A 24,382-nucleotide genomic window follows, 5' to 3' on the forward strand; every position below is an offset into this window, starting at 1 on the left:
TTTGGGTTAATATAAATCTGTAAAGGGTTATGGAGCGGTGATGCTATTTTCTAAAGCCGAAGTTTTGCTATACTTGTCTGCGTAGGTAATGCCTTTGCTTGTGTTAGACCGTTTTTGGCAAGCGAAGTATAAAGAGCGCTGTTGTTGCTATTTTTAAGAAGGTAGATGTCTTGGTGTACTTTACCGGCAGCCGCTACAGCGGTAAGTATGAACTCGTCTAATCGATTCTGCACTTGCAAGCATGTATGGTATCCATAAAGGATTACCGCGTCTGCAGGCAGCTCCTGATCAAATTCAACAGAGGTTTTCAGAGCCTTTTGGTTACTTTCCCAGCACCAGCCAAGGAGGCAATTATTTTCAGACCATGAATAGCAATGCTGTCCCTGCTCAAAACGATTCATAGCCTCTGCCAGAAACTCCCACTTAGTTGTCAATGAATTTGTTGGCTTGTACAGCAGAAGATCACTTAAGCTGTCTCTATGGAGTGTGATGTTAGTTGAAGTAGTAACCGCAGAATGGTTCAGCTTTAAAACCGTCTGCTTGCTCTTGGCTTTGATCTTATGAATATTTTGTTGCAGCCACAGTGACAACCCTTTAGATTTTAGTAAATTGGCTTTTTGTTTTAACAGTTCTGACTCGTGTTTAAAACGTCTCAGCTTCTCTCTTTGCAAACCTGTTTTAGGTAATTTCTTTTTCAGATACTCGTTTAGTTTATACTTCAGCTTATGTTTTAACCAGCTGTTTTGGCCGCAGATGGTAAGTTCTGTTGCAGTACAAAAGTCTGTTGCCAAGGTTTCTTTATAAGGGTCTGAGCCGGGCGTAAGATCAAACACTTTCATGCCTTCTGCCGCGAGCAGATTGCCAAGCATCAGAAAATGAAGTATGCCCGGAGAGTGTTTGGCATGGAACGGGGAGTGCGTATTTATACCTTGCAAATGCAGCCAGCTTTTACCTGTAAAACCTACGTTAGAGGCTATAATTGTTTCATCTACCTTAAGAACAGTTGCATGAAGCAGGTCCTGTTTATATAATTCTAAAAGAAAGTTTTTTCTAAATGGATCTTCCTGAAAAGCACACTTATCATACATCGCTCCTTTGCGGAAGTCGCTTTGGATGGCCAGTTCCCCTAAAACATTGCTGAACTCATTAGCATCAGTCAATCTCTCAAACTTCAGCTCACCCAGTCTTTTAAGGCGGTTAATCTTTTCCCGTCTGTTTTTCTTTTTTAACTCTTGCGCTATCTGGGCTCTGTCAATCAATAGCAGGGGTTGGGGCACATCTCTGCGGATACAGAACTTGCTCCAATAGTTGTGCTTTAAAGTCCAGGACAGCGGTGCCCCTTCTGGTATGTATTTTAAGCTGATCTTGCTGTTGGGGTAGTGCTGGCGCAGCTTTTTAAGTGCCTGTAGTATAAATAAATCAGCATTTGATTTAGCAGAAAGCCATACCTGGTACTCTGCCTGATTTGCGCCGGCGCCAATTATGTTCCTTCTTTCATCTAACGCTAAGGTCAGAAGCCCTGCCAGTTTTCCTTTAGAAATATACTTTATAAGAAGGGGCTGATAAGCGGTATGATAGTGTTTGTACCACGTAACCACAAACTCCGGGCTTTGAAAAACAGTTGACCAGGGGCAGTCAGTGTACAAATCCTCCCAACCGGCTATAAGGTTTGCATCTGAAATCTGCTGCAGCACTTCATGGCCTTTATAGATCGAAACAACATCATGCTCCTGCTGCAGATCTCTCTGGGCTTGAGCCGAAATAGTTAGTGGCATAAAGTCAGACATAAGTATGTTATATATGTAGGTATTGATAGCGGCTGGGGTATCGTGATGGGGTTTATATTTGAGCATCTGTAAAGCCTGCCTCTTTTATACTTCTAAGCGTTGCTTTATCATCTGCTTCACAGTAAGCAATTAGTTGTTTGTCTGCTATATCCCTTGCTGCTTGGCTGATAACCGCTGTAAGAAAAGTATGAAGTTTGCCTTTAGCAGCTGGATAGCAGTAAATGTGGTGCAGTGCCGCTACGCCATCTGGTTCCGTAAAATCCTCTTTTGCTTTAGAAGTGTTAGCGCCGCCTATCCACGCACAAGCCATCAAACAATCATCATCAACCCAGGTATAGGAATGCGCACCGCTTTCAAACCGCTGCATAGCATCTTCCATGAACTCCCAGCGTGAAATTTCGCCTTTAGCCGAAGTATAGCACAGCAAGTCGTTTAAGCTGTCTCGCTGTATGGCCAAGGCTGTTGTTGTATTTGCCAGTCTTACCAACCTGAATTTAGAGATAGGTTTCTGAGAGCCGATAATGTTCGATAGCTGTTCTTTTAGGAGCGTTTTAACTCCTGCTTTAAGTGCGCTCCGGAGCAGATACTTTCGCTTTTCGATAGCAAGCTCAAAAGTCATCGGTCTTTTACCAGCTTTTATCAGACGAATGTGCAGCTTCTTTTTTATGTATTTTTTTAAGCGAAAAGTAGGGTTAGGCGTTATTATAAGTGTATGTACAATGTCGTGAATGGTGGCAAAGCGTTCTTTATACTCATCTCCGCCAGGTGTTAAATCAAAAACTTCTATACCTTCCTGAGCTAAACTTTGGCCGAGATGCAGGAAGTGGAGTATGCCCGGTGAGTGTTTTGCATAGAAAGGAGAATGGGTGTTAACGCCCTGCAGGTGAACCCAGTTTTTGCCAGCTACAGCCACCATAGAAGCTATGATTTCCTCACCAACTTTTAAAATGGTGGCATGCAGTAAACCCTGCCTAAACAACTCCACCATAAATTTGAACTTCTGAGGCTTGTCTCTGAACTGGTTCTTGTTGAACATGCAGCCTTGCCGAAAGTCAAATTGCAAAGTCAACTCCTTTAAAGCTTCTGTAAATTCACGTGTATCCGATAATTTTTCAAACCGAACCTCTCCTAAGCGTTTAAGGCGGTTATACTTGGTTTTAAATTGATTCGTGATTTTGAATACCTTCTTAGCATTGGGGTCGCGTAAGTCAAGCAGCGGCCTTTTATGCGACTGCACCACGCACATGCTTTTCCACTTAGGATCTGAGATAGACCAGTTTAATGGAGCCAAAGGTGGAATAAACCGGAAAAGGATATTGGCTTTAGGAAAACACTTCATCATCTCTGACAGGGCGCTTTTGATGAATTGCTCTCCGTAGGTATGTGTAGCCATCCAACACTGGTATTCCGCTTCATACTCTCCGGCACCAACAATATTTATACTTTTATTTTCAAAATCAGGGATGGCTGAGCCGCAAATTGAGATAGCCATGGTTAATAAGCCGCTGAGTTTGCCTGCGTGTTCAGATTTTACCAACAACGGCAGGTAATCTCCTTTAAACACATTGTACCACGTTGTTACAAAGCCTCTACTTTGGAAAGCAGTGGCCCACTCACATTGCTGGTAAAGCTCATCCCATTCTTGTTTAAACCTGTCATTAGATATAAGATTAAGTACTTCCTCTCCAACTAGTAACGCTATATGACTTGTTTCCTCAGCGGTGTTTCCAGCCTTATGGTTTAGGTTTTGAGTCATACTGATATAAGCTAAGCTTGATTTGAAGAATAAGTTTGTTTGTTTTTCAAATAGGCAGAAGAATTATTATTGATAGCTAAGTACTTCGTTAACCATAAATTGCGTGGTGTCTATACAGTTTTCCAAGAGCTTGTTCCGTAAGCTTTTATACTTTTGTCTGCCGTTGTTTTCTTTCAGAATGGACATTGCTTTGGCTATGGCTTTTTGCTGGTCAGTTTCGCTTTCTGTAAAGTTGAATACTAGTCCATACTTGCGCTCTTCTTCATCGGTATAGCCTCTGCCATCGTTGTCCATAAAAATAGCCGGAGTTCCTAATACAGCGGCTTCTGAAGCCATTGTGGCGCTTTCTCCAAATACAAGGCTGCTGTAGTAGATGGCATCGTGCATTTTATCAACTGGTATACTGATTCTGTACTGCTCTAACTTGGTCGGCAACGCACCTTCTGAAGTAATAAATACTTTGGCCAGCTTTGAGAGCTCTCGTACCGCCTTTAACTTGTTTTCCGCTGACATGCCGGTATGGTCAAAATCATGCGCCGCAGCCCACGACACAAACCTTATAATCACGTATTTTTCATCGGCCTGAACTTTCAGCAACTCCAGGATACTTGGGTCTGGGGTGTAGTAGGAGGGATGCAGATAAGACAGCTCCATAAAACTGTTAAACCGTACCTGCTTTTCACCTAAATCTAATTTGTAACACGAGGGAGTATAGACTTTGGTGGCAAAAGGCACTGTAAGTTTATGATGCAGGCTGGCATGCTCCGTATCGCTGAAAACCAAAGACGGCTTACCCAGCAGTGTTGCTACTTGCGATGGGTAAGGGTGCAGGAAATTAAGGTATAAATCCGGGTTAAAGGCGAGGGAGATTTTATACAGCTGGTAATCTGCGTAGATCAGGTACATAAACTTTCCAATTCTTCCGTTTCTTCCCTTTCCCCTGTCCATGTACGGAATGTTATAAAGCGTTAGCAGCCGCTGCGCCATTTCCTTATTTCTGGATACAAAAAGAGTTTCATGGCCTTTCTCTCTCATAATACGTGCAAAATTTCTGAAGTAATGCACATGCGCCGGGTGGTTGATGTCGATTAGTATTCTCATCTGCATAGGTTCTATAGTGATGAAACAAGGGTAGGGAGCGCCTGCCGTTTATTTGAGTTTATTTACTTGCAGGCTTAGTACACTTATAGAAGTATAGCGGCTCCAGGATACAGGGTACTAGGGGTAAGCTTTGTAATGTGCTGCTTAAAGGTTTTATACTTTCAGGGAGTTTATTAAACAACAGAATTTATACTTTCTGCATGAAAGGTTGCTTAACCCGAACCAGTTTAGAAGTTGGGCGCAGCATGGGTATACACTTATAGTATACCTCTATTACCCGTTGCGCTACAGACGCTGCTTCCAGGCCAAGCTGTTTAATGCGCTGCTCACCATTGGTTCTGCCTTCTTTTTCAGCAAACTCAAGGGCAAGCTCAATTTTATCAGCAAACTCACCTACTTTAAAAGATGATATAAAGCATCCTTTTGTATTGCCCATCACCCATTTTATATCGCCTACATCTGTCGCAACTATAGGGCAGTTACAAGCCATAGCTTCTTTTACTACATTCGGGGAACCCTCCATGAATGATGGCACAACCAACACAGCGGCAGCATTCAGGAATTTGGGTATGTCGCTATGCGGAATAGGATAGGGGTTTATCAGCTCTACATGCTGCATGTTTAACTCGGCAACTGCGTTTAAGGCTAGCGGGAAATTCTTGCCGATCCGTTCTTTACTACCGAGAAATAGCACTTGCTTTTTAGCCGGGTCTAGGCCAAGCTCAGGCTTTAGGTCCTGCAGGATCGGTTTAAAAACTTCGGTATCCACTCCGTTAGGTATAACATAGGATTTGTTTTTCAGGTAAACATACTTTTCCAGGTTATGCGCTTTAGAAATGATGGCCTTTACAAATGGCTGAATCAGCAAGGAGGATAGCATGAAAAAGCGGCTCCTAAGCGTTATTTTGTTTACACCTATGTAGTCGCCCTGCGCATCGTCACCCATCAGCGATAATACAACTGGTATATTCCGAGCCCCTAACACTGCTGACCAACCAGATAGCGAAAAATGCGCGTGAATAATATCATAATTTCTGTACTTCAGGTATTTGCGGAGTTGTAAACCTGCCTTTAAATATCCCTTTAATCCTTTCCCCTGGATCGGAAAATAATCTACTTCAACACCAAGTTCTTTTAAGGATTCTCCTTGGGCTTTTATAAAAGGAATAATTTCAAACGATTTAGAATTTCCGCTGCAAACAAAGAGTACTTTCATATAGATAAGCTTTTAAACAGGCTAAGACATAGTCAGTTTATTGTAGTGAGGTTTAAAATATTTTGCCTCGGGCTCGGGAGTTAATTCTTCTTGTTCTGCAGCATCTGAGATATGATGCTTAGCGGCAGACATTAAAAGCATAAGTAGTGGCGCAAAAGTTAATGTGCCTATAAACCGCCCGGGGAGCAGTACAATCAGGAACATGAAAAGCAAAGGATAGTAAACCTGCCTGCTTCCAGGGGGTATTCTCCCGATTCCTGCCACAAAGTATTTGAGGAATACTACACTAAAAAGCAGCAAGCCTACCACACCGGTACTATAAAGAATCATATTTATATCACTGTGTATAGCCCTTTCATAGCCAAAGTACCTGATCCCGAAACCTAACGTATCAAAGGGTTTCACGCCAAATAGTACTTGCGTAATTCGGGCCTTGTTTTCCAAATGCTCCAATAAAAACATGGTCTCCAGGTATCGGCCTTCTTCTTCGTAGGTATCAATGTTTTGAATACGTTCTCTTTCTTCAAGCTGAGCGTTTAACCTTTGCTCGTAAAGCGGATAGCTGAAAATAAGCGCGGCAACAAAAAAGGCCAGCAGCATAGCCATTTTAAAAAACAGCTGCCTGTTTAGCAAAGCATAAACAACTAGTGCCACAGCTATCATCCCAAGTGATGTTCTCCTGGTTATAATAATGAGCAGGCACATGTTGATGAGTATAAAAGTTATATCACTTGCCTTTATAAGAAAGCTGTTTTCTTTGTTGGTGATGAGATAGTGAACTGCTAAAAATACAACAATGGGTGCCAGATACATTCTGGAGGTTACTAGGAACCCAGTCGTGAAATTATCTGAATAGGACTCTCCGATGTTAAAAATGTTGGATAGCACAATGTAAACAGGTATTACCATCAGTAAGAATCTGTTATACTTTTCAAATCCTTTCAGAATGTCGGTTTCCTTAGCTAACTCCCTGCCAATGGGTATCATAAGCAGTGTAAGGACTATGGATACCGTGATTTTGGCGGATAAGATTACATCTCCCGGAGTATAAACCAGAAGTATGAGTAAGTAGATAAATAAAAGCAGAAGTATACCATCCGTAGTTTTAAGAATGTTTTTCCTGACCACAAAGATGAATGTAAGACAGAGCGGCGTAATATAGCGTATGGCCGCGTATATTTTATCGTCCTTGTAAAAGCCATCAAACATATCGAACAGTGCGAAGAATAACACTAAGGCATAGATAAAATACTTCTGATAAAACAGAAAAGTAATTATTAGCAGAAAACTTAAGCCAAATAGTATCATAAGCTACCAGTTGCTGTTAATATTTGTAAGAGTAATGTGTAATTGCTTTTTTATACATCAGGAGGAATCGCACTATAAAAGCGGGGAGGCGGTTTAATAGGTACAGTTTCTTTAAGCGTTTCCTAAAAACTTTCTCGTTAAAGCCTTGAGCGTAACGGAACTGGTGCTCAATTAGCATGCTTTTTTTTCTGTGGCCGGCCCAAGCATGTCTTAAGCCGTTTTCAATCGCCTTAAAAGCAATAAACTTGTTTCTGTACTCATCGCCTTCGCAGTACAGGTCGTACCAGGATTCTTTACAGGTGTCGGGTTTCGCTACTCTGTAATAAGTTTCACTCATGCCGAGGTTATAAGTAGCCAGTATTTTGTTTGTAAATGCCACTGGGTAATGTATGGCTGCTTTACACCACATATAAGAATCCTCTCCGCTTATCATGCCGACCGGAAACATCCCCGCCTTTTCAAAAACCTCTCTTTTGATAATAGTAGCCGAAGTCCAGGAAACCTGATTATACTTCAGTATAGTCTGAAAGTAATTTGACAACTTGCCCTCCGGGATATTGGGTTTATGTATAATTACTTTATTTAGTTTAATGCACTTGTATCTGCAGCTGAACATCCCACATTCCGGGTACTTATGTATAAGCTTGTTCATTTCCTCCAGGTAATTAGGTTCCCAAAAGTCATCTGCATCTAAAAAAGCTATATAATCCTGAGTTGCTCGTTCTATCCCGTAATTTCTGGCATGCGATACGCCTGCGTTTTGCTTGCTGTATACTTTTATGCGGGGGTCAGTATACGATTCCGCGATGGCAGGCCCCCTGTCGGTAGATCCATCATCTATTACTAGTACTTCAAATTGTTCAAAGGTTTGGTCTAACACCGTTTCCAGGGTATCTGCTATACTGGCCTGTTTGTTATATAAGGGTATTATAACGCTAAACATGTTTAGATGGCATTAGTAGTAAGTTGCTCAAGCACATTATTGTACTTGACTATTTGTTGGGGAGGGATAAGGCTTAATTTCCGTTGTTGGTATACTTCACCATAAATCCGACTTATAGCGTAGGCAATGCGGAGCTGTGTAGGCCCAATACTTAGCAGTTGCGCTAGCTTTTCTAAGTATAAACGTTCAGCCAGAATAGCGACTGCCCAACTTTGCTTGTTGGAGATTGCTTGCTGGTAATTATAAAAGTGTATGTAATCTGTTATAAAACTGCCTTTGCTGTTGTACATAGCCCAGTCAATTATCCGCAACTCACCACCTAACATTATCATATTGTTTATGTGAAGGTCGCCGTGTGCGCTTGTTATTGGCAAACACATATCTTTAATAGCTTGGGCAGCTTTTGTTAAAAGATGCTCTTTCATGCCATATCGCTCAAGCCCTCTTAATACTTCCAGATCAAACGAGTTGCATACAGAGCGCTTGGGGTATTTAAGAGATTTTAATAAAGCCTCTTCCATAAATTGCTGCGCTTGCTCTTTGTTGAGCTTTTCGATTGGTTGGCCTTTAGGCATAGCCAGGCATGATAAAAACGGGCTTACCTCTACAACTCTGTTTAGCCAAAACTTAGCTGACAGGGCAGACTTGTTTGCCTGGAGCTCTGCCTCCTGTGACGCATACCCAAGCGGGGTGAAAATTTTGTAAGTCCGGTTTTTGATGTGTAGAATGAATGCGTAGGATTCAAATAACCTGGACGTGGATTTGATTATTTGCACGTTAATGTTTTTTTATAATGTCTAAGCCATATTTTAATTCTTTGATAAACAACAGTAGATACACTGCGCTTCCTGCCGCACCAGCTATCAGCAAGGTGAAGAGGGGCGGCATCTGAAGCATGGTAATCAAGTATATAACACCAATCATAAGAGCGGCGGCAAGTACCGGCCTTCTCAGGGCGACTATTACATCTTTATCCGTGAGCTGAATGTACTTTTTCATATAATGATGAAAGAGTATCCGGGAGGCTGTGTAGTGGATGCAAACAGCGTATGCTACGCCGGTTAGTCCAAAATATTTCTGAGCGATATAAATGCTGGGCAGGGCCACCACAAACGTATTGAACAAGCTTATATAAAAGCTGACCGATGGCTTCCCGATTCCTTTCAGTACTTCGCCCGGTGTTCCGGATATGGCAATAAGCATGGTGGCAACTGAAAGTATGCGTAATGGCCCGGCAGCGGGTAGCCATTCGTTTCCGAACACAACAAGTATGAAATCCTCGGCTAGGCCTATAAAAAGTGATGAAATAGGGAAAGTTATGATTGCCGTGAATCTCATTACCTTTAAATAATAGTCTTTAACCTGCTTCAGATCATCTTGTATAGAACTGTAAACCGGAAATAAAACCTTATTAATGATAGAGTAGAGCTGCGCCCTCAGCACCTCGCTGAGTGTAAAGGCCAAGGTATAAATACCTAAAGTGGTAGCACCTGCCAGCTTGCCTATAATCAGGTAATCCACATTGTTGCGGAAAAAGTATAAAATGCCGCCTAGCTGAGAAAAGGTGCTATAGCTGGAAAGCTCCCTTAGGGTGCTAAAGTTAAAAGTCAAATCAGGCCTCCATTTTACTCTCAGCCAGTAAGAAATAAAAACGACTGAAGAGCCTATTACCGATTTGGCCACCAAACTCCAGACACCAAACCCTGTTAAAGCCAGCACAATAGCGGCAACCGAGCTTAAAGCTGTTCCTGCATACGTAATTTGCACCAGGCTCCTAAAATCTAATTTGCGTGTCAGTATGACCCTCGGAACAATCGTCTGGATATTAAAAAACAGGTAAAGGCTAAGCGCATTCAGCACCGGTACAAGCTGCGGTTCGTTATAAAAATTTGCGCCAAGCGGAGAGATAAACAGGTAAAAACATGCTACAAATGAGCTGGCAAGTATCAGTAAAAACCAAAAAGCGCTGGAATAACGAACTTGCGTAAAGGCATCTTCCTTCCGCTGCACCAAGGCATTGAAAAGGCCCATATCCGAAATAACCTCTAGAAAGCTGGTAATAACCATAGCCATACCAACCACACCAAAGGCTTCCGGTAGTAACAGTCTGGCTAATATAAGCTTTACCCCGAAATCGGTGCCGCGGGTAGCCAATACACTAACTGCATTCCATTTTAAACCGGATAATACCTTTGATTTTGTACTGGCTACAGCCATACGTTCAACTTTTTAATTATACTTAACTGTCAAGAGGTTTTGGTATACCTTCGAGTGCCTGTAAATCTCCGCTATGATTTTATCCCGGGCTTCATCTATGGTTATGTGTGAGGTGTCTATACTGATAAAATTACCTCCTGATACGCTATCCGCGACTTGCTTAAATTTATTGATGTCGGCTATGCTTCGCTCCAAAGTAAGTTCCTCCGGTTTTCTCTGAACCAGCACTTCAGGGGCGGCATGCAGAAAAAAAACGAGGTCCGGCTTAGGAAGTATGGTTCTGTATAGGAAAGAGCTGAAGGGCCTGCCGCTCATAAAAAAAGAGCCGGGAAACCTATCGATGAGCACCAGCGAGAACCTGGACCTTACTTTAACCGGCGCTATGCGCAGCATGAACTCTGATGGGAGAAGTATAAAGTTCTTGACCAGGCTTAATATTTTATCAAACAAGACAATATTGAACCTGTGGTTGTACACTCGCTTCGATGCCTGTGTTGTCCAGCCGTTTTCACCCATGCCGAGGTATAGCTTGCGTGCTTTTAGGTTTATCTTTTCTTGTACAGCCTGTATTAAAGTTGTTTTGCCCGATCCGTCCGTACCCAGAAATAGTATTTTCATCCCGTATCCATACTTCGAGAACCTTTCGTTACGGACCATTGGCCTGTCTTCTTGATGAAAATAAGAAGCAATGGCTTGCTGCAACTCTAAAGTATGGTTAGGGAAACTGTTTGTTAGCCAATTGCTGATCGCACTCAGCGTTGCCGGGTTCAATGTTTTTAACTCTGTGTTATAAAGGTTTAGGTAATGGCACAGATACTGTTCGTGTTTTTGTTCTAGTCCTCCGCGTTCTTTATAAGCTAAGTGGGCAGCGTACAAAAGTATGGCATCGGAACCCTGAGGCCGGTACAAACCTGTATTGTTCAGAGTAGCTCTACCTATTGCCTCTTCTGCCAATAAGTATGTAAAGCAGCTTTGTTTTCCGTTAGCGAAAGATAAATCATACTTGATATCCAGGTAAATTTCCAGATCAGGGGAGAAATAGAAATGGTGGTTTATATGCTGTGGCAGTTCCTTTCTTTTGTACCAACCAAGTCGGCTTAACAAATCCTCAAATTGCACTTTAAAATCTGAATGCACATATAAATCAATATCTCTGGAAAGCAGGTCGGCTTCAAAGTCTGTCAGCAGAAAGTATTTTATACCTTGGCTGTGGAGTTGGCTTGCCAAACTGGAGAAGTGGACGTTTAAGAGTGGTTGTTGGGTAACAGTTTCCTCCATAAGTATAGTTATGAGCGGTAGAACAAAATATGACTAAAGCTTATGCTACAGCTGTTTTCTTGAGACTGGTCTTTTCCAGTTCGGCAAACATGATATAACCTAATGTGGGCAGGGCAACAACAGCAGAGCGGTTTTTAACGGATACAACTATACCCTCTTTTCCTGTAAGTGCCCCAGAGGTAATCTGAACTGAATCACTGATTATAACCTGTGCCTTTTCAAGTTTCACATCGTTATGCGCACTTAAGAATTGCTTTATAGTTTCAATTTCATGGTCTTTAATCACAGCGGGTTTTCCTAACCAGGTAACTAAACTTAAAACCCCGTTCACTTTTTTTATCTCAGCATGCTGCTTTTCTGTAACGCGCACAAAAACATAGGAGGTGAAAAGCGGTTCCATCACAACTTTCTTTCTGTCACTCCATTGCCTGTGTACTTTGTTAAGCGGACAATAGCTCTCCAGTTTCATCAAGCTTAATGTTTCAGACACTTTCTTCTCCCAACGTGGCTTTGTGTAGATTGCGTACCATTTTTCAGTCATAACTTGGTGTCGGCTATAAGGTGTTACAAATGCGGCTCGGATAAGGCTTCGCCTACCTCAGTTACAGTATGTATCCCGAGTAAACTGTTGATACCATTTGTTAGCAGCTGCTTTAGAAGTATAAAGGCTGCTAAATAATTTTGTAACTTATTGGTATTACTTCAGAAGCATAAGATCCCGGATTTGGCCCAAATGCTTTATTTAGCAGCAAGCTTCCTCGATCTGTAAGTTTTGTCTGTGTATTTATTATCGTATCCATAACCATAGCCGTAGCCGTACTGGCCCTTCACAAAACCACGCGGTTTAACTCCGTTAAATACCACTGCCAAATTGTGCAGAGAGCTTAACTTGTTGTTCTGAGCGAGGCGTTGCACCAGACTTTTAGGTGTATAGGCATGTCTGATTACTAGTAGCGATATGTCACTATATTCTGATAGCAGGTATGCGTCTGAAACAAGATCAACAGGCGGGGTGTCTATGATGACATAATCATACGCTTCTCCCAGGTAGCTAAACAGTTTTTCCATTTTATCATTTAGCAGGAGCAATTCGGTATGGTCGCCAATCGCAATTCCGGCAGGTGCTATGCTAAGATTCTCGAAATCTGTTGGTATGATAATATCCTCTGGGTTCAGGTTTTTAGATAAATACTCTATAATGCCGTTTAGGTTTATCCTCTCGAATAGGTGCGATGTGTTAGGGTTGCGAAGGTCGAAATCAAGCAGCACGACCTTCTTGCCCGATGAGGCCAGACTCAAAGCCAGATTTGTGCTGACATAACTTTTGCCTTCCCCCGGTATACTGGACGTTACAAGTATTTTTCGTCTTGTAAAAGTGCGCCCGTACAAGCCCATCGTTACCCTTAGCTGCCTGAACTGCTCTATCTGGGCAACCTCTGCAGGCTCTTTCAAAGAGTTTTTGTTGTAAGACTTTACACTTGAGAGCTCTGCCACAATAGGGGCATTTATATAACTCTCTATTTCTGACCTGAATAGGACTTTGTTATGCAACAGCTCTTTACTTGCCACCAAGGCTATACCTGCTCCCAAAGCCAGAATAAAGGCCGAAAAATAAATATATAATGGCTTTGGGCTGATAGGGTCGCGAGAAGACTGCGCCATATCTACAATTCTGATATCTTCAGCACTTGGAGCATAAGAAAGCACTGTTTCTTCTCTCTTCTGAAGCAGAAAGCTGTAAGTATTGTTTTTTATAGTTTGCTGCCTGCTAATGTCCAGCAGTTCTCTTTCTTTGTGAGGAATGGCCTGTAACACTGTACTGTACTGGCTGTTAGTAGATTCAATTTTAGCTCTACTGGCATTTAGGTTGTCGCGCTGGTTTCGGATATTCTCAAGTATACCTGGCCTGATGCTCTCAATTTCCTCTCTTAGAGATATAAGCAGGGGGTTGTTTACGGCAGTCGTTTTGCTCAGTTGCTGATATTGTATTTCGGCATCATAAAGCTTCTGCAACAACTGAGTAAGCACAGGATCATTTACCCCGAGTGTAGACGGTACAATGCCTGCCGTTTTATTTTTTGAGATGACATAATTTTCAACATTGTCTAGCACAGCTAATTGCAGATTTATGTCTCCAAGTCTGCGGTCGTTTTCCCCGACGTTCTGCAGAAACATTCTTCCCTGTTCATTTAAGTTTACAGCATCTTGAGAAGATCTGTATTGTACAATCTTCTCCTCCAGGTCCTCTAACTCTTTTTCTAATAACTGAATGCGGTCTTCCACAAACTTTAGCGTCTGCTCTACAAGTAAATTTCTTTCTTTATTGGCCGCATGCTGGTAAGACTCTATAAGCGTATTAAGGATGTCTTCACCACGTTCGGGAGAGGTGTCTTCTAAGTATAAATTTACCACGCTGGATAATTTACCCGGTGTTTCTATACTAACACTGTTGCTAAGCTGCCTTGCTACTTTTCTTGAGTCCAGAATGGTGAAGTACAGCGGGTTTTGCGCAACACCATTTTTGTTTGGGTTTTTAGAGAATTTAAAAACACCGTAAGGAGTCTTTACCCATTCGTTTAGTACATGGGATTTCTCATCTATGATTACTTTACCCTTAATCTTATCATAAGAGAAGTAGACAATTGGTGCCTGTTCCGCATTCGCGGGAGATTTTACTTTGACTACGATTGGAGATGTGGCATAGGCTGGTGTAGCGTTAAACTCTCCTTCTTCAAAAATTGGTGCGTATAATTTTAATTCATGTACAACCTCGTTCATTAAAGCATTAGACCGCAATACGTTTAGCTCGTTTTCAACCGTTTTATTAGCACTAAAGCCATCTATTGATTCTGCAATTTTAGAAGAGTTTACACCTTTCTTTTCATCTTTTACAATTAAAGAGGCAGTAATGGCATATGTGGGTGTGGCATAGTAACTCATATAAGCCCATGCCCCAGCCATAAATAAAATTACCAGCACAAGGAAAAGGGGCCAGAATGGCAAAAACCTAAATACAAGCGAGGACAATAAATTATCCTCATTATGAGACTTATTTTTATCCATAAGTTTGTTTGCTTAACGTGTTAAACGGTCAATACTTACAACAATCAGAGTCATGGAGCTTAGCACAAGAGGCAACCACTGCCTTACAGCGCTTGCTGAGGCAATCTTTGTCTTGTTAGGCTCTACATATATGATGTCGTTAGACTTCAGGTAATAGTAAGGGGAAGTAAATATTTCATCTGTTGTTAAATCCAGCCGGATCAACTTTTTCATCCCTTCTTCTTCCCTTATCAAAAGCACGTTTGTGCGGCTTGCATATATGGTCAGGTCACCTGCCAGCCCAAGCGCCTCGAGTAGTGTCAGTTTTTCATTCGGAACAGTAAGCACAGACGGGCGTGCTACTTCTCCAAGTATGGAAACTTTATAGTTTAAGTATCGGATGTCAACGATAGGGGACAGGAGAAGCTTTCTTTTAAGAAGCTCCTCTTCAATCTCGTCTTTCAGAGCTTTTTTAGACATGCCGGCTGCTCTTATTTTACCTAGCATTGGAAACTGAATGTATCCGTCTTGGTCAACGAGATAGCCTGTAGCAGGCGCGACAGTATTGGAAGCAGTAACACTCCTGACATTGCTGGTGCTAAAGGCATTAAATATTTCGGATGCGTCGGGGTTAAGGCTACTTACAGAAATACTTAGCAAGTCATTTTTTTGGATAGTAGGCTCCAGGCTTTCCACCGAACTACCATATTCAGTTTCTGTTACACTGCTAAAGTATACTGCTTCTTTTGTGCTTGAGCAAGCTGACAAAAGTGCAAATATTATAAGGGAAAGGATAGTGTTAGTTAATTTGCGCAGTTTCATTCTGAAAGAAGTTAGGGTGTACACATCTCCTGACATAAACTTGCCAATACTTATGTTAAATTAGATGTGTTTCTATTATAGTTAAATTAATAAATGGATAATTACAATACGCTGTAAGGGTTAATAGGTTGTTGCTATATTATCAGTAGGTTAAATATTAATGTAGTAATAAATAGTAAAACTTTACTACTTTGGTATTTAGCTTTAACACTCCTTAAAAGTGATGTGAGATAAAGAAGCATAAAGGCTGTATTTATATACAGAAGTAAGGAAGTACAGCAGTTAATAGAGAGGGCAAAAATAAGTCTCTGCTAAAATATCAGCAGAGACTTATAAGTAAAGGTGATCGAAAGTATGGTTTACCAAGGCAACATCATACTTGATAATTTAACTATATAGTAATTGTAAATTTACTTTTTGAACCTGTCGGCTACAACTAACTCCTTGGTGCCATGAGTCCAGGAATAGAAGCCTTGGCCTGACTTAGCACCTTTGTGTCCTGCTTGTACCATATTAACCAGCAGTGGGCAAGGTGCATATTTTGGGTTGCCAAAGCCATCGTGCAGCACGTTAAGTATGGAAAGGCAGACATCTAAGCCAATGAAATCGGCTAACTGCAACGGACCCATCGGGTGAGCCATGCCTAACTTCATAATAGTATCAATCTCCTCCACACCGGCAACACCTTCATAAAGGCTATAGATTGCCTCGTTAATCATTGGCATTAAGATGCGGTTAGCCACAAAGCCAGGATAATCGTTTGCTTCGGCAGGTACTTTGCCAAGCTTTTTAGATAGCTCCATAATTTGCATTGTCACCTCGTCGGTAGTAGAGTAGCCTCTAATCACCTCCACCAGTTTCATTACCGGTACCGGGTTCATAAAGTGCATACCTATTACTTTGTCCGGGCGGTTGGTTACTGACGCAATCTTTGTGATGGAGATAGAGGAGGTATTGGAGGCAAGCACAGCCTCTGGTTTTGTGAAGCTATCCAGGTCACGGAAAATCTTCAGCTTGAGGTCTACGTTTTCGGTAGCGGCTTCTACAACAAGGTCAGCGTCTTTCACGCCTTCCTGCATATTAGTGTAAGTCGTGATATTTCGCAGTGTCTGCTGCTTCTGCTCTTCGGTCAGGTTACCTTTTGCTATAATGCGGTCAAGGTTTTTAGAGATTGTGCCAACTGCTTTCTGTAGGGCCTCCTCAGAAATATCTATAAGTGAGACAGGGAAACCGTTCTGTGCAAATACGTGGGCAATACCGTTACCCATTGTGCCAGAACCTATTACTGCAACATTCTTCATAGGTGTATATATGTATGTTTTACGCTCTACAAAACTAGTAAGATTATACTTATACTTATGGGTGGTGCACTGTAATCTTTAAAAACTTATAATAATACTATCTGATGCCTCCTTCGCCATTTGGCTTAAAAAATTAAAAACATAAGTTAGGCTGATTTTTGATGTTAATCATACTTAACAAGTAGATGAAGGTAAAATATTGATTTATAAATGTTTAAATAGATAGGGCTAACGCTTTATATAGCTAAACATAGCTATTGGTATAGAAAAATTATTGCATAATACAAATCCTTTGCAATAAAGACCCGTAAAAGCTAAAAATTACAAACACAAAACGCACGAGGCGGTGGATTTAAGATGATAAAAACCCTTACCTGCCTGGTGTAATTTTAGACAAAATAAAAAACTATGGGAAATTTACTTTATATCATCGCCGTAGTGCTGGTGATCTTCTGGCTGATCGGGTTCTTGGGATTCCCTGATGCTGTCGGCGGAATAATTCATGTGCTGCTGGTAATAGCTGTAATTGCGGTACTGCTGCGCCTGATTAGGAGCGCTTAACCCTCAGCTTGGATTTACGTTAAAAGAAAAAAAACAACTCAAACACTAATAATACACAAAACTATGGGAAATTTATTGTATATTATAGCTGTAGTACTTGTCATCATTTGGCTGATCGGTTTCCTCGGATTCCCTGATGCAGTTGGTGGTTTGATACACATTCTACTTGTAATTGCTATTATTGTAGTTCTGCTTCGCCTGATACGGGGATGATTTAGCACTACTTAATAAAAATAGAAAAAGGCTGCTCATATAACATGAGCAGCCTTTTTTAATATTGAGCTAGCGCTTACCGGCTTGTAAAAGGAATGTTGAAACCTACTCTGATGACAGGGTTGCTATAAGGGTTAAAGCGGTCATCATTACCGTTGTATAGCACCAGCAAGTCAAAAAAGCCTTTATTCGATATCCGCTGCCGATAACCTAAGCCTACCATGGGCATTAGCAATGTCTCGCGGTCATACCTTCCGTTTCCCTGAAACCCTTCATACTGTACGCTTAGTGTTTCTACTTCGGCATGAGCAAGCACAGCGCCACTGCCAATATTAAACATTTCCAGCTGCGTAAATCCCCTGGCCCCGTAATGATGGAAGTTAAGGCCTAAACCGCTTTCAAAGCGATATACGCCTCCAACGCCTACAAAAAATTTGGGCTTCACGGCATAGCTAAGAGTTGGCAGTAGCGATATACTGGTATAGGTGCCAAACTGCAGCCCAAAGCTACCTCCAAAGTATAATTTATCTATAACCCGCAGCGATTCCTCCTGTGCATCTTCTTCTTGCTGCACCACTACTGGCTCAGGCTGCGGCTGCTCCCTTTCACGAGGTTGGGGCTGAGGCCGTGGCTGCTCTACCGGAGCAGGAGGGCCCGTGGGCAACTCCGGTTTACGGTAGGTAGTATCTGGCACCTGTGCTGCTGCTTCTGTGCACATTAAAAACACAAACAAAAGCGACACAAGAGGAGTAAGGAGTAGGCGCTTGGGCATCAACATATATATATCAGCTGTTTTTATAGTTTAGTTTACACTACGGCCGTGGCATACATCTTTTTGCGCAGTTCCTTTATCGTCTCATCCGACAGGTACTCCTCATAAGTCATGCGCTTATCTATGATGCCGTTTGGCGTTAGCTCTATAATACGGTTTGCAATCGTATCAACAAACTGTAAGTCGTGTGATGAGAATAGGATTGTGCCATCAAACTCACGCAAAGAGTTGTTCAGTGCCTGAATCGATTCCAAATCTAGGTGGTTTGTTGGCTCATCAAAAACCAGCACATTGCCTGACTGAAGCATCATTCTGGAGAACATGCAGCGCACTTTCTCACCACCTGACAATACATTGGCCTTTTTAAGCGACTCTTCACCAGAGAAAAGCATTCTACCTAAGAAGCCACGAATAAAGCTTTCATCTTTCTCTACTGAGAACTGACGTAGCCAATCTACCAGGTTCAGGTCAGTGTCAAAAAACTCCTGGTTATCTTTCGGGAAGAAAGAGGATGTAATAGTAGTTCCCCATTTATATTCGCCGCTGTCGGCCTGGTCTTCCTCAAACAGGATCTTGAAAAAAGAAGAGGCGGCCAAATCGTTTCTGCCAATTACGGCAATCTTATCGCCTTTGTCCACCATAAAGCTGATGCCCGTGAATATCGGCTGACCGTCTACATACTTGCTTAGGTTCTCAACATTCAGAATCTGGTTGCCCGCTTCGCGCTCTGGTTTAAAAGCAATGTAAGGGTACTTACGAGACGAAGGCTGGATATCATCAACAGTAAGTTTTTCGAGCAATTTGGCACGCGATGTAGCCTGCTTAGACTTAGAGGCATTGGCGCTGAAGCGGCGGATAAACTCCTCCAGTTCTTTACGCTTGTCTTCAGTCTTTTTGTTGGCGTCAGAGCGTTGCTTTAGGGCCAATTGGCTAGAGTGGTACCAGAAGCTATAGTTACCGGCATACATCTTAATTTTGCCAAAGTCGATATCGGCTACATGGGTACAAACTGCATCCAGGAAGTGACGGTCGTGCGATACCACAATCACTGTGTTCTGGAAATTGTCTAGGAAATTTTCCAGCCACATGATAGATTCAGCATCCAAGTGGTTAGTAGGCTCATCGAGCAACAGGATATCAGGGTTACCGAAGAGGGCCTGGGCCAGGAGCACACGCACCTTTTCACTGCCGCTCAGGTCTCTCATCTGAGAGTGATGCAGATCTTCCGTAATGCCAAGACCGCTCAAGAGTTCGGCCGCCTCATACTCTGCGTTCCAGCCTTCCAAATCAGCAAACTCGCCTTCCAGTTCGGCAGCACGCAAGCCATCTTCCTCATTAAAATCCGGCCTAGCATATATGGCATCTTTCTCCTCCATAATACTCCATAGGCGCTTATGGCCCATAATTACTGTCTGCAGGGCAGGGTAATCATCGTATTCGAAGTGGTTCTGCTTTAATACAGCCAGGCGTGAGTTGGCAGGTATGTCTACCGTACCGGTGTTAGGGTCAATATCGCCAGATAATATTTTCAGGAAAGTAGACTTTCCGGCACCGTTGGCCCCAATCAGACCGTAGCAGTTGCCGGGTATAAATTTGATGGTTACATCTTCAAATAATGTGCGCTTGCCGTACGACAGGCTGACATTGTTCGTACTAATCATAAAGGCTTAAGTATAAGTATGATGTTAGATTCGGCTGCAAAGTTACAAAATAAATATGTGGTTTTAGTGTTCACTACGCATTAGCAGCCTATAAAGTATGAGTAATAAACTAAGCGCATGTGTTTAAAAACCAGCCGCTTTTAAAGTGATATGCTAAAAAAACATACGCAAACCACAACGCAGCCGCGCTATCTATAGTATATAGTTTCAATAATATTAATAGGCACTGCACAAAGCGCAAATATGATGCCGCAGCTGCCTACATCTTAACCAAACGAACAGTTAATCTGTTCAATTGAATGGAATTGATTGAAAACTCTTAATTTATAAATCATGGCTTCTGCTAAAGTCTCTTTTCAGAATATTGCTATTAAATACGGAATGATAGTGGGCGTGGCGCACATCCTGTTTTTTCTGTTGATGCGTTTGCTCGATCTCACAAACAATGTTGAACTCTCGTACTTAAGTGGCTTTTTCCTTATAATAGGTATTGTGGTTGCCATCTCTAAGTTTAAGCGCTTGAATGGCGGTCTGATCAAATACTTCGAAGGCCTGGGCATCGGTGTGGTTACAGCGTTTGTGTCGTCGCTTATACTTGGTCTGTTTCTGGTGCTCTATGTAACAGTACTAGATAAAACATACATAGAAGCTATGCAGGCTAGCGCACTGTTCCCAGAGGGGCTGTCTGTACTATCTATGTTTATGGTAACACTGGCACACGGTACCTGGCCTGGTTTTTTTATAGCATTTATTGCGATGCAGTGGTTTAAAAACCCAGAGCATTCTATGCCTAACCAGATATAAGTATTAACTTAACTCAGAAGCATCCCTTAAACCTGACCCAATATGGAAAAGATCGGCCTGAAATATGGGCTATTAACAGCTGCAGCACTCATAGGTTACTTTTTGTTAATGAAGGTGCTTGGGCTGGTACACATTATTGAGCTGAGATTTTTGAACGGTGTCATAATGGCTGTAGGTGTTGTGCTTGCCATTAAAGGGTATAAGCAGCTGAAGGAAGGCCGGATATCATACTTTAAAGGTATAGGCACTGGCCTAATTACCTCTGTGGTAGGCACAGTCATTTTCGCTGCTTTTATGGTGATCTATGTTAAAACGGCAGGGGAGGATATGGTGGAGATGCTTTCCGCTGAGCGCTATTTTGGGGAGAGAGTAGAGTCCACGCCTGGTGTGGTTATCTTTTCGGTATTGCTGCTAGAAGGAGTCATCTCAGGATTTATGATTGCTTTTATTGCCATGCAGTGGTTTAAGCAACGGCAACACAAGGTGCCCGGAGCGCCTTGATGCTATACTGTATAAGATTTATATCTGTTATATATAACCCAAAGAGGCCGGCTGCAAATTTGCAGCCGGCCTCTTTGGGTTATAAGCTGTTGATGTAACTAATACTTCGCTATTTTACGATACTGTCCGGCCGCTGTATAATCTGTACCACAACTTCATGCAGGTCGCCTTCTTTGTCTTCTATTTTAAAGATAACCATCGGATTATCTGCGTCATGTATTGATTTTGTTTCTATTACCCGCTCTCCTTCGTCCAATTTTGTTTCTAGCTGCTCTGTCAGGTCTTTAACGGCTATTGCGAAATTTACTTCCAGTTTACTGGGATTGTAAAACCTTGTCCTCATGTTGATTTAGTTAAATCGAAACCAGTTAAATATGTTTGGTTTCGCAGTTATACTTACAAAAAATCCTATTAAGGAAATGATATATAAAGTATACCTATTTAGGAGGGTATAGTTACGCAAGTGCTGCAGTATTTAGTTAATATTTAAAAATTATATATTTAAAATATATAAAATTGTGTACTATTTGATTTTAGTTTAATAAAATAAAAGAAAAGTATAAAACAAAGATATTTTAATTAACTTGCGCAAAGATTATACGTTAAAGACAGCTAAAGGAACACTTATCTACTATTACGTATTCTATAAAAAAGAATGAAAAGATATTTACTAGTACTCGTATTAACATTAATAGGAGCAGCCAGCCAAGCTCAAGGGCTAGGTGCTACAGACGATGGCTTGGATTTGGTGGTGCTGTCTATGGATTTGGATGGGCCGGCAATGGCAAGTATGGAAATGAAGCAGGAGTTGAGCCTGACAGAGGAGCAGTTAAGACAGGTGGCTCAACTAAACATGAGCCGTTACCAGCAGCTGCAGCGAGCAGAAGCTAACTTCACTAACGATCTGCTATCTCGTTCCAGAGAGTTTAGAAACATTCAATTTGACAATGACCAGAACCTGAAAGGCATTTTGTCGCCGCAACAATTGCGTTCCTATCAGAAGCTGGAAGGCCGCTTAGACTTACATTTGATAACTGAAAACGAAGAATAGGTTTAACAATAATAACAGCAACAGAAAAGCCCGGGAATTACTCGGGCTTTTCTGTTGCTGTTATTGGTTTGTAGTAGGTTATCTCTGATACTTTGCCCAAAGAGTTTATCCTGATCTGGACCCTGTTCGCCTCTGACATTTTTTTGCGGTCGTCCTGGCATTGGGCACCAGGCTCAATATAATAATAATAAATACGCTGGCTCCGCTCCATCAGCTCCTCGCTGTCTGGTTTGCCTAATAAATTCCGCACTATATACTCTTTTTTGCCATACAGCTCTTTTCTGATCAACTCAAAATCGTCTGCCAATCCGGCACGCAGATTATCACATCCAAAACGGTCGTCTTTCCAGGTATCGCTGTCAAAGTCTTTCAGGCTATCTGGTGTGGAGCAGGCCCCTAAAAGTAAAAGGAACAGAGCAGGTGCAAGTATAAATCGTTTTCTCATGGTCTTGTTTAGGAGGCATAAAGTTGCAGCAAGTTCTTTTGCCAGACAAGAACAAGTATAAAAAAACATTAACTATAAAATTACTTATATAGAATATGATAGTGTTAGTATTCTGCTGATTAGGCTGCTGAAGCTGTTGTACAAGTTGAATTTAACTGCTAGATTAAGTGTTCGGAGTGGTACTAAAGGTACAGCAATGGAACAATTTGCACAGTAATTCATGTTGCTTTAGCCGAACTCGCAACACAGAACAGAAAGCTTAATCAAACTTATGGTAAAAGTATTTTTAACTGCTATCACCCTCGGTCTATTATCCTTCACCTCGCCTGCGCCAGAACGCACACTGGCAACGCCACCTGCCTTTGCGGCGGAAGCAACTGGTGTAAATGGCAGCCTAGCCGAACTTGGCGCTGCTGCAAAAGAGGCCGCTTTTGACAACCATGTTCAGGAGCTTTACAATGCGGCAGGCTTGAAACAAAAAGGCCTATCGTATGCTGTTTTTGAGAAGGCGTTGGTAGGATTTCAGAATTTTAAGCGTCTGAAAATGGTAGCACCCGAAAAATCCATACTTTCAGTGGTAGACTTTACCAAATCAAGTGCCCAGAAGCGCCTTTGGATCATTGATCTAAAATCCAAAAAAGTGCTTTTTAATACACTGGTTGCGCATGGCCGCAATACAGGGCAGGACAAAGCCACACAGTTTTCAAACGAATCGGGCTCCTTCATGAGCAGCCTTGGTTTTTATTTAACTGATGCCACGTACTTCGGCAAGCACGGCCTTTCTCTACGCTTACAGGGAATGGATGCCAATTACAACTCCAATGCCATGGAAAGAGCCATTGTGGTGCACGGCGCTGATTATGTGAGTGAGAATTTTGTGAAGCAGTATGGGCGATTGGGCCGTAGCCTCGGGTGCCCGTCTGTGCCAAGAGAGATTTCAAAAGACGTGATCGAAACAATAAAAGATAAATCAGTGCTGTATATTCACGGTAACGATAAGCAATACTCTTCACGCTACCTGAACAACACGCAGGCAGTTGAGTATTATGCCGCAGAGACAGGAGAAGCTGTTCTAAACATCTGAGCTATTAAACTTACAATAAACAAAAAGCCGCCTATTGCTAGCAATAGGCGGCTTTTTGTTTATTAAGTCGCTACTTAAGCTTCGTCTTTTGTAGTTTTAACCAGGTTGATCCCTGCGAAAAAGAAGATCAGACCAACTATAAACGGTACGGCGGAAGTATACTTTCCTACTACGCCGCCATCACCTCCCATCAGGAAGGCATAAGCACCCCATATAATCCCTACGATACCCAGTAAAGTAAGAATGGTGCCGAAAGTTCTCTTCTGATTCATGGTTCTTTGAATTTAGTTATCACACCTGCAACGCAATATTGCAAGCTGGTGTAAGTACGAAATCGGTATAATAAAGTATAAATCTTTTCTAATATTTATACTTGCTCAGGCTAACTTCTAAATACCACAACCAGCGGCAAAGCTTCCACGTTTTCTCTGTACCGTTGGCACAAATTCCCCCTATATTAACTATTGATTTCTCCGGCTAACGCTTCTGCGTATCTACACTGTATCCCTTGCAAGACCG

General features: G+C 42.0%; 24 protein-coding genes. 6 read left to right on the forward strand and 18 right to left on the reverse strand.

All coding sequences use genetic code 11. From position 1 onward, the window contains the following. Nucleotides 1-50: 50 nt before the first annotated feature. The 13 genes from Q1B04_RS18400 to Q1B04_RS18460 all read right to left on the reverse strand — a co-directional run bounded on the left by Q1B04_RS18400 (nt 51) and on the right by Q1B04_RS18460 (nt 16,771). The gene (locus Q1B04_RS18400; protein ID WP_299761793.1) at nt 51-1,853 is read right to left on the reverse strand and encodes a GNAT family N-acetyltransferase; all 1,803 of its coding nucleotides are present in this window, start codon (nt 1,851-1,853) and stop codon (nt 51-53) included. Next, the gene (locus tag Q1B04_RS18405) at nt 1,840-3,543 is read right to left on the reverse strand and encodes a GNAT family N-acetyltransferase (RefSeq protein WP_299761796.1); all 1,704 of its coding nucleotides are present in this window, start codon (nt 3,541-3,543) and stop codon (nt 1,840-1,842) included. Before Q1B04_RS18405 ends, Q1B04_RS18400 begins: the two co-directional genes overlap by 14 nt. A 66-nt stretch (nt 3,544-3,609) precedes the next feature. Next, a complete protein-coding gene (locus tag Q1B04_RS18410; RefSeq protein WP_299761799.1) occupies nt 3,610-4,644 on the reverse strand; it encodes a DUF354 domain-containing protein in 1,035 nt (344 codons plus the stop codon). A gap of 187 nt (nt 4,645-4,831) precedes the next feature. Continuing rightward, on the reverse strand, nt 4,832-5,860 hold the full coding sequence (locus Q1B04_RS18415; protein ID WP_299761802.1) for a glycosyltransferase: 1,029 nt from the start codon (nt 5,858-5,860) through the stop codon (nt 4,832-4,834). Nucleotides 5,861-5,881: 21 nt separating this feature from the next. After that, the gene (locus Q1B04_RS18420) at nt 5,882-7,093 is read right to left on the reverse strand and encodes a hypothetical protein (protein ID WP_299761805.1); all 1,212 of its coding nucleotides are present in this window, start codon (nt 7,091-7,093) and stop codon (nt 5,882-5,884) included. 91 nt (nt 7,094-7,184) lie between these two features. After that, nucleotides 7,185-8,111 (reverse strand): glycosyltransferase family A protein, encoded by a 927-nt coding sequence (locus tag Q1B04_RS18425; protein ID WP_299761807.1) that lies wholly within the window; start codon nt 8,109-8,111, stop codon nt 7,185-7,187. A gap of 2 nt (nt 8,112-8,113) precedes the next feature. After that, nucleotides 8,114-8,686 carry a hypothetical protein gene (locus Q1B04_RS18430; RefSeq protein WP_299761810.1) on the reverse strand — a complete coding sequence of 191 codons (573 nt, stop codon included), beginning with the start codon at nt 8,684-8,686 and terminating at the stop codon, nt 8,114-8,116. A 202-nt stretch (nt 8,687-8,888) separates the two neighbouring features. Next, entirely contained in the window at nt 8,889-10,328 is a 1,440-nt protein-coding gene (locus Q1B04_RS18435; protein WP_299761813.1) for a lipopolysaccharide biosynthesis protein, read from the reverse strand. Between the two features lie 12 nt (nt 10,329-10,340). Continuing rightward, nucleotides 10,341-11,606, reverse strand: coding sequence for a hypothetical protein (locus Q1B04_RS18440; protein WP_299761814.1), 1,266 nt, complete (start codon nt 11,604-11,606; stop codon nt 10,341-10,343). Nucleotides 11,607-11,646: 40 nt separating this feature from the next. After that, nucleotides 11,647-12,147, reverse strand: a complete 501-nt coding sequence (locus tag Q1B04_RS18445) for a UpxY family transcription antiterminator (protein WP_299761817.1) — start codon at nt 12,145-12,147, stop codon at nt 11,647-11,649. A gap of 197 nt (nt 12,148-12,344) precedes the next feature. Then, nucleotides 12,345-14,669, reverse strand: a complete 2,325-nt coding sequence (locus Q1B04_RS18450; protein ID WP_299761820.1) for a polysaccharide biosynthesis tyrosine autokinase — start codon at nt 14,667-14,669, stop codon at nt 12,345-12,347. Nucleotides 14,670-14,681: 12 nt separating this feature from the next. After that, nucleotides 14,682-15,416, reverse strand: coding sequence for a polysaccharide biosynthesis/export family protein (locus tag Q1B04_RS18455; protein WP_299761824.1), 735 nt, complete (start codon nt 15,414-15,416; stop codon nt 14,682-14,684). 464 nt (nt 15,417-15,880) lie between these two features. After that, the gene (locus Q1B04_RS18460; RefSeq protein ID WP_299761829.1) at nt 15,881-16,771 is read right to left on the reverse strand and encodes a 3-hydroxybutyryl-CoA dehydrogenase; all 891 of its coding nucleotides are present in this window, start codon (nt 16,769-16,771) and stop codon (nt 15,881-15,883) included. 408 nt (nt 16,772-17,179) lie between these two features. Between Q1B04_RS18460 and Q1B04_RS18465 the strand changes: the two genes are divergently transcribed. Both Q1B04_RS18465 and Q1B04_RS18470 read left to right on the forward strand, forming a co-directional pair. Further along, a complete protein-coding gene (locus tag Q1B04_RS18465) occupies nt 17,180-17,332 on the forward strand; it encodes a lmo0937 family membrane protein (RefSeq protein ID WP_139237079.1) in 153 nt (50 codons plus the stop codon). A 63-nt stretch (nt 17,333-17,395) separates the two neighbouring features. After that, nucleotides 17,396-17,545 carry a lmo0937 family membrane protein gene (locus Q1B04_RS18470; RefSeq protein ID WP_115566706.1) on the forward strand — a complete coding sequence of 50 codons (150 nt, stop codon included), beginning with the start codon at nt 17,396-17,398 and terminating at the stop codon, nt 17,543-17,545. Between the two features lie 76 nt (nt 17,546-17,621). Here the strand turns inward: Q1B04_RS18470 and Q1B04_RS18475 are convergent, their stop codons facing one another. Continuing rightward, nucleotides 17,622-18,323, reverse strand: coding sequence for a hypothetical protein (locus Q1B04_RS18475; RefSeq protein ID WP_299761849.1), 702 nt, complete (start codon nt 18,321-18,323; stop codon nt 17,622-17,624). Nucleotides 18,324-18,352: 29 nt separating this feature from the next. Beyond that, complete coding sequence (locus Q1B04_RS18480) at nt 18,353-19,978, reverse strand: ATP-binding cassette domain-containing protein (protein ID WP_299761851.1); 1,626 nt, start codon at nt 19,976-19,978, stop codon at nt 18,353-18,355. Nucleotides 19,979-20,311: 333 nt separating this feature from the next. On the opposite strand from Q1B04_RS18480, the gene Q1B04_RS18485 reads away from it, so the two are divergent. Continuing rightward, on the forward strand, nt 20,312-20,782 hold the full coding sequence (locus Q1B04_RS18485) for a DUF4199 domain-containing protein (protein ID WP_299761853.1): 471 nt from the start codon (nt 20,312-20,314) through the stop codon (nt 20,780-20,782). A 42-nt stretch (nt 20,783-20,824) separates the two neighbouring features. Beyond that, nucleotides 20,825-21,283, forward strand: coding sequence for a DUF4199 domain-containing protein (locus Q1B04_RS18490; RefSeq protein WP_299761856.1), 459 nt, complete (start codon nt 20,825-20,827; stop codon nt 21,281-21,283). 109 nt (nt 21,284-21,392) lie between these two features. Here the strand turns inward: Q1B04_RS18490 and Q1B04_RS18495 are convergent, their stop codons facing one another. Further along, the gene (locus Q1B04_RS18495) at nt 21,393-21,626 is read right to left on the reverse strand and encodes a hypothetical protein (protein WP_299761859.1); all 234 of its coding nucleotides are present in this window, start codon (nt 21,624-21,626) and stop codon (nt 21,393-21,395) included. A 312-nt stretch (nt 21,627-21,938) separates the two neighbouring features. On the opposite strand from Q1B04_RS18495, the gene Q1B04_RS18500 reads away from it, so the two are divergent. After that, nucleotides 21,939-22,334: a hypothetical protein gene (locus Q1B04_RS18500; RefSeq protein ID WP_299761862.1), complete on the forward strand. Its 396-nt coding sequence runs from the start codon at nt 21,939-21,941 to the stop codon at nt 22,332-22,334. 37 nt (nt 22,335-22,371) lie between these two features. On the opposite strand, the gene Q1B04_RS18505 is transcribed toward Q1B04_RS18500, so the two are convergent. Next, nucleotides 22,372-22,779: a hypothetical protein gene (locus Q1B04_RS18505; RefSeq protein WP_299761864.1), complete on the reverse strand. Its 408-nt coding sequence runs from the start codon at nt 22,777-22,779 to the stop codon at nt 22,372-22,374. Nucleotides 22,780-23,050: 271 nt separating this feature from the next. On the opposite strand from Q1B04_RS18505, the gene Q1B04_RS18510 reads away from it, so the two are divergent. Further along, entirely contained in the window at nt 23,051-23,863 is an 813-nt protein-coding gene (locus Q1B04_RS18510; protein WP_299761866.1) for a murein L,D-transpeptidase catalytic domain family protein, read from the forward strand. A gap of 74 nt (nt 23,864-23,937) precedes the next feature. Here Q1B04_RS18510 and Q1B04_RS18515 read toward each other — a convergent pair whose 3' ends face one another. Continuing rightward, nucleotides 23,938-24,135, reverse strand: a complete 198-nt coding sequence (locus Q1B04_RS18515; RefSeq protein WP_299761869.1) for a hypothetical protein — start codon at nt 24,133-24,135, stop codon at nt 23,938-23,940. Nucleotides 24,136-24,382 lie beyond the last annotated feature (247 nt).

It is taken from the genome of uncultured Pontibacter sp., from assembly GCF_947495565.1.
Classification (GTDB): Bacteria; Bacteroidota; Bacteroidia; order Cytophagales; family Hymenobacteraceae; genus Pontibacter.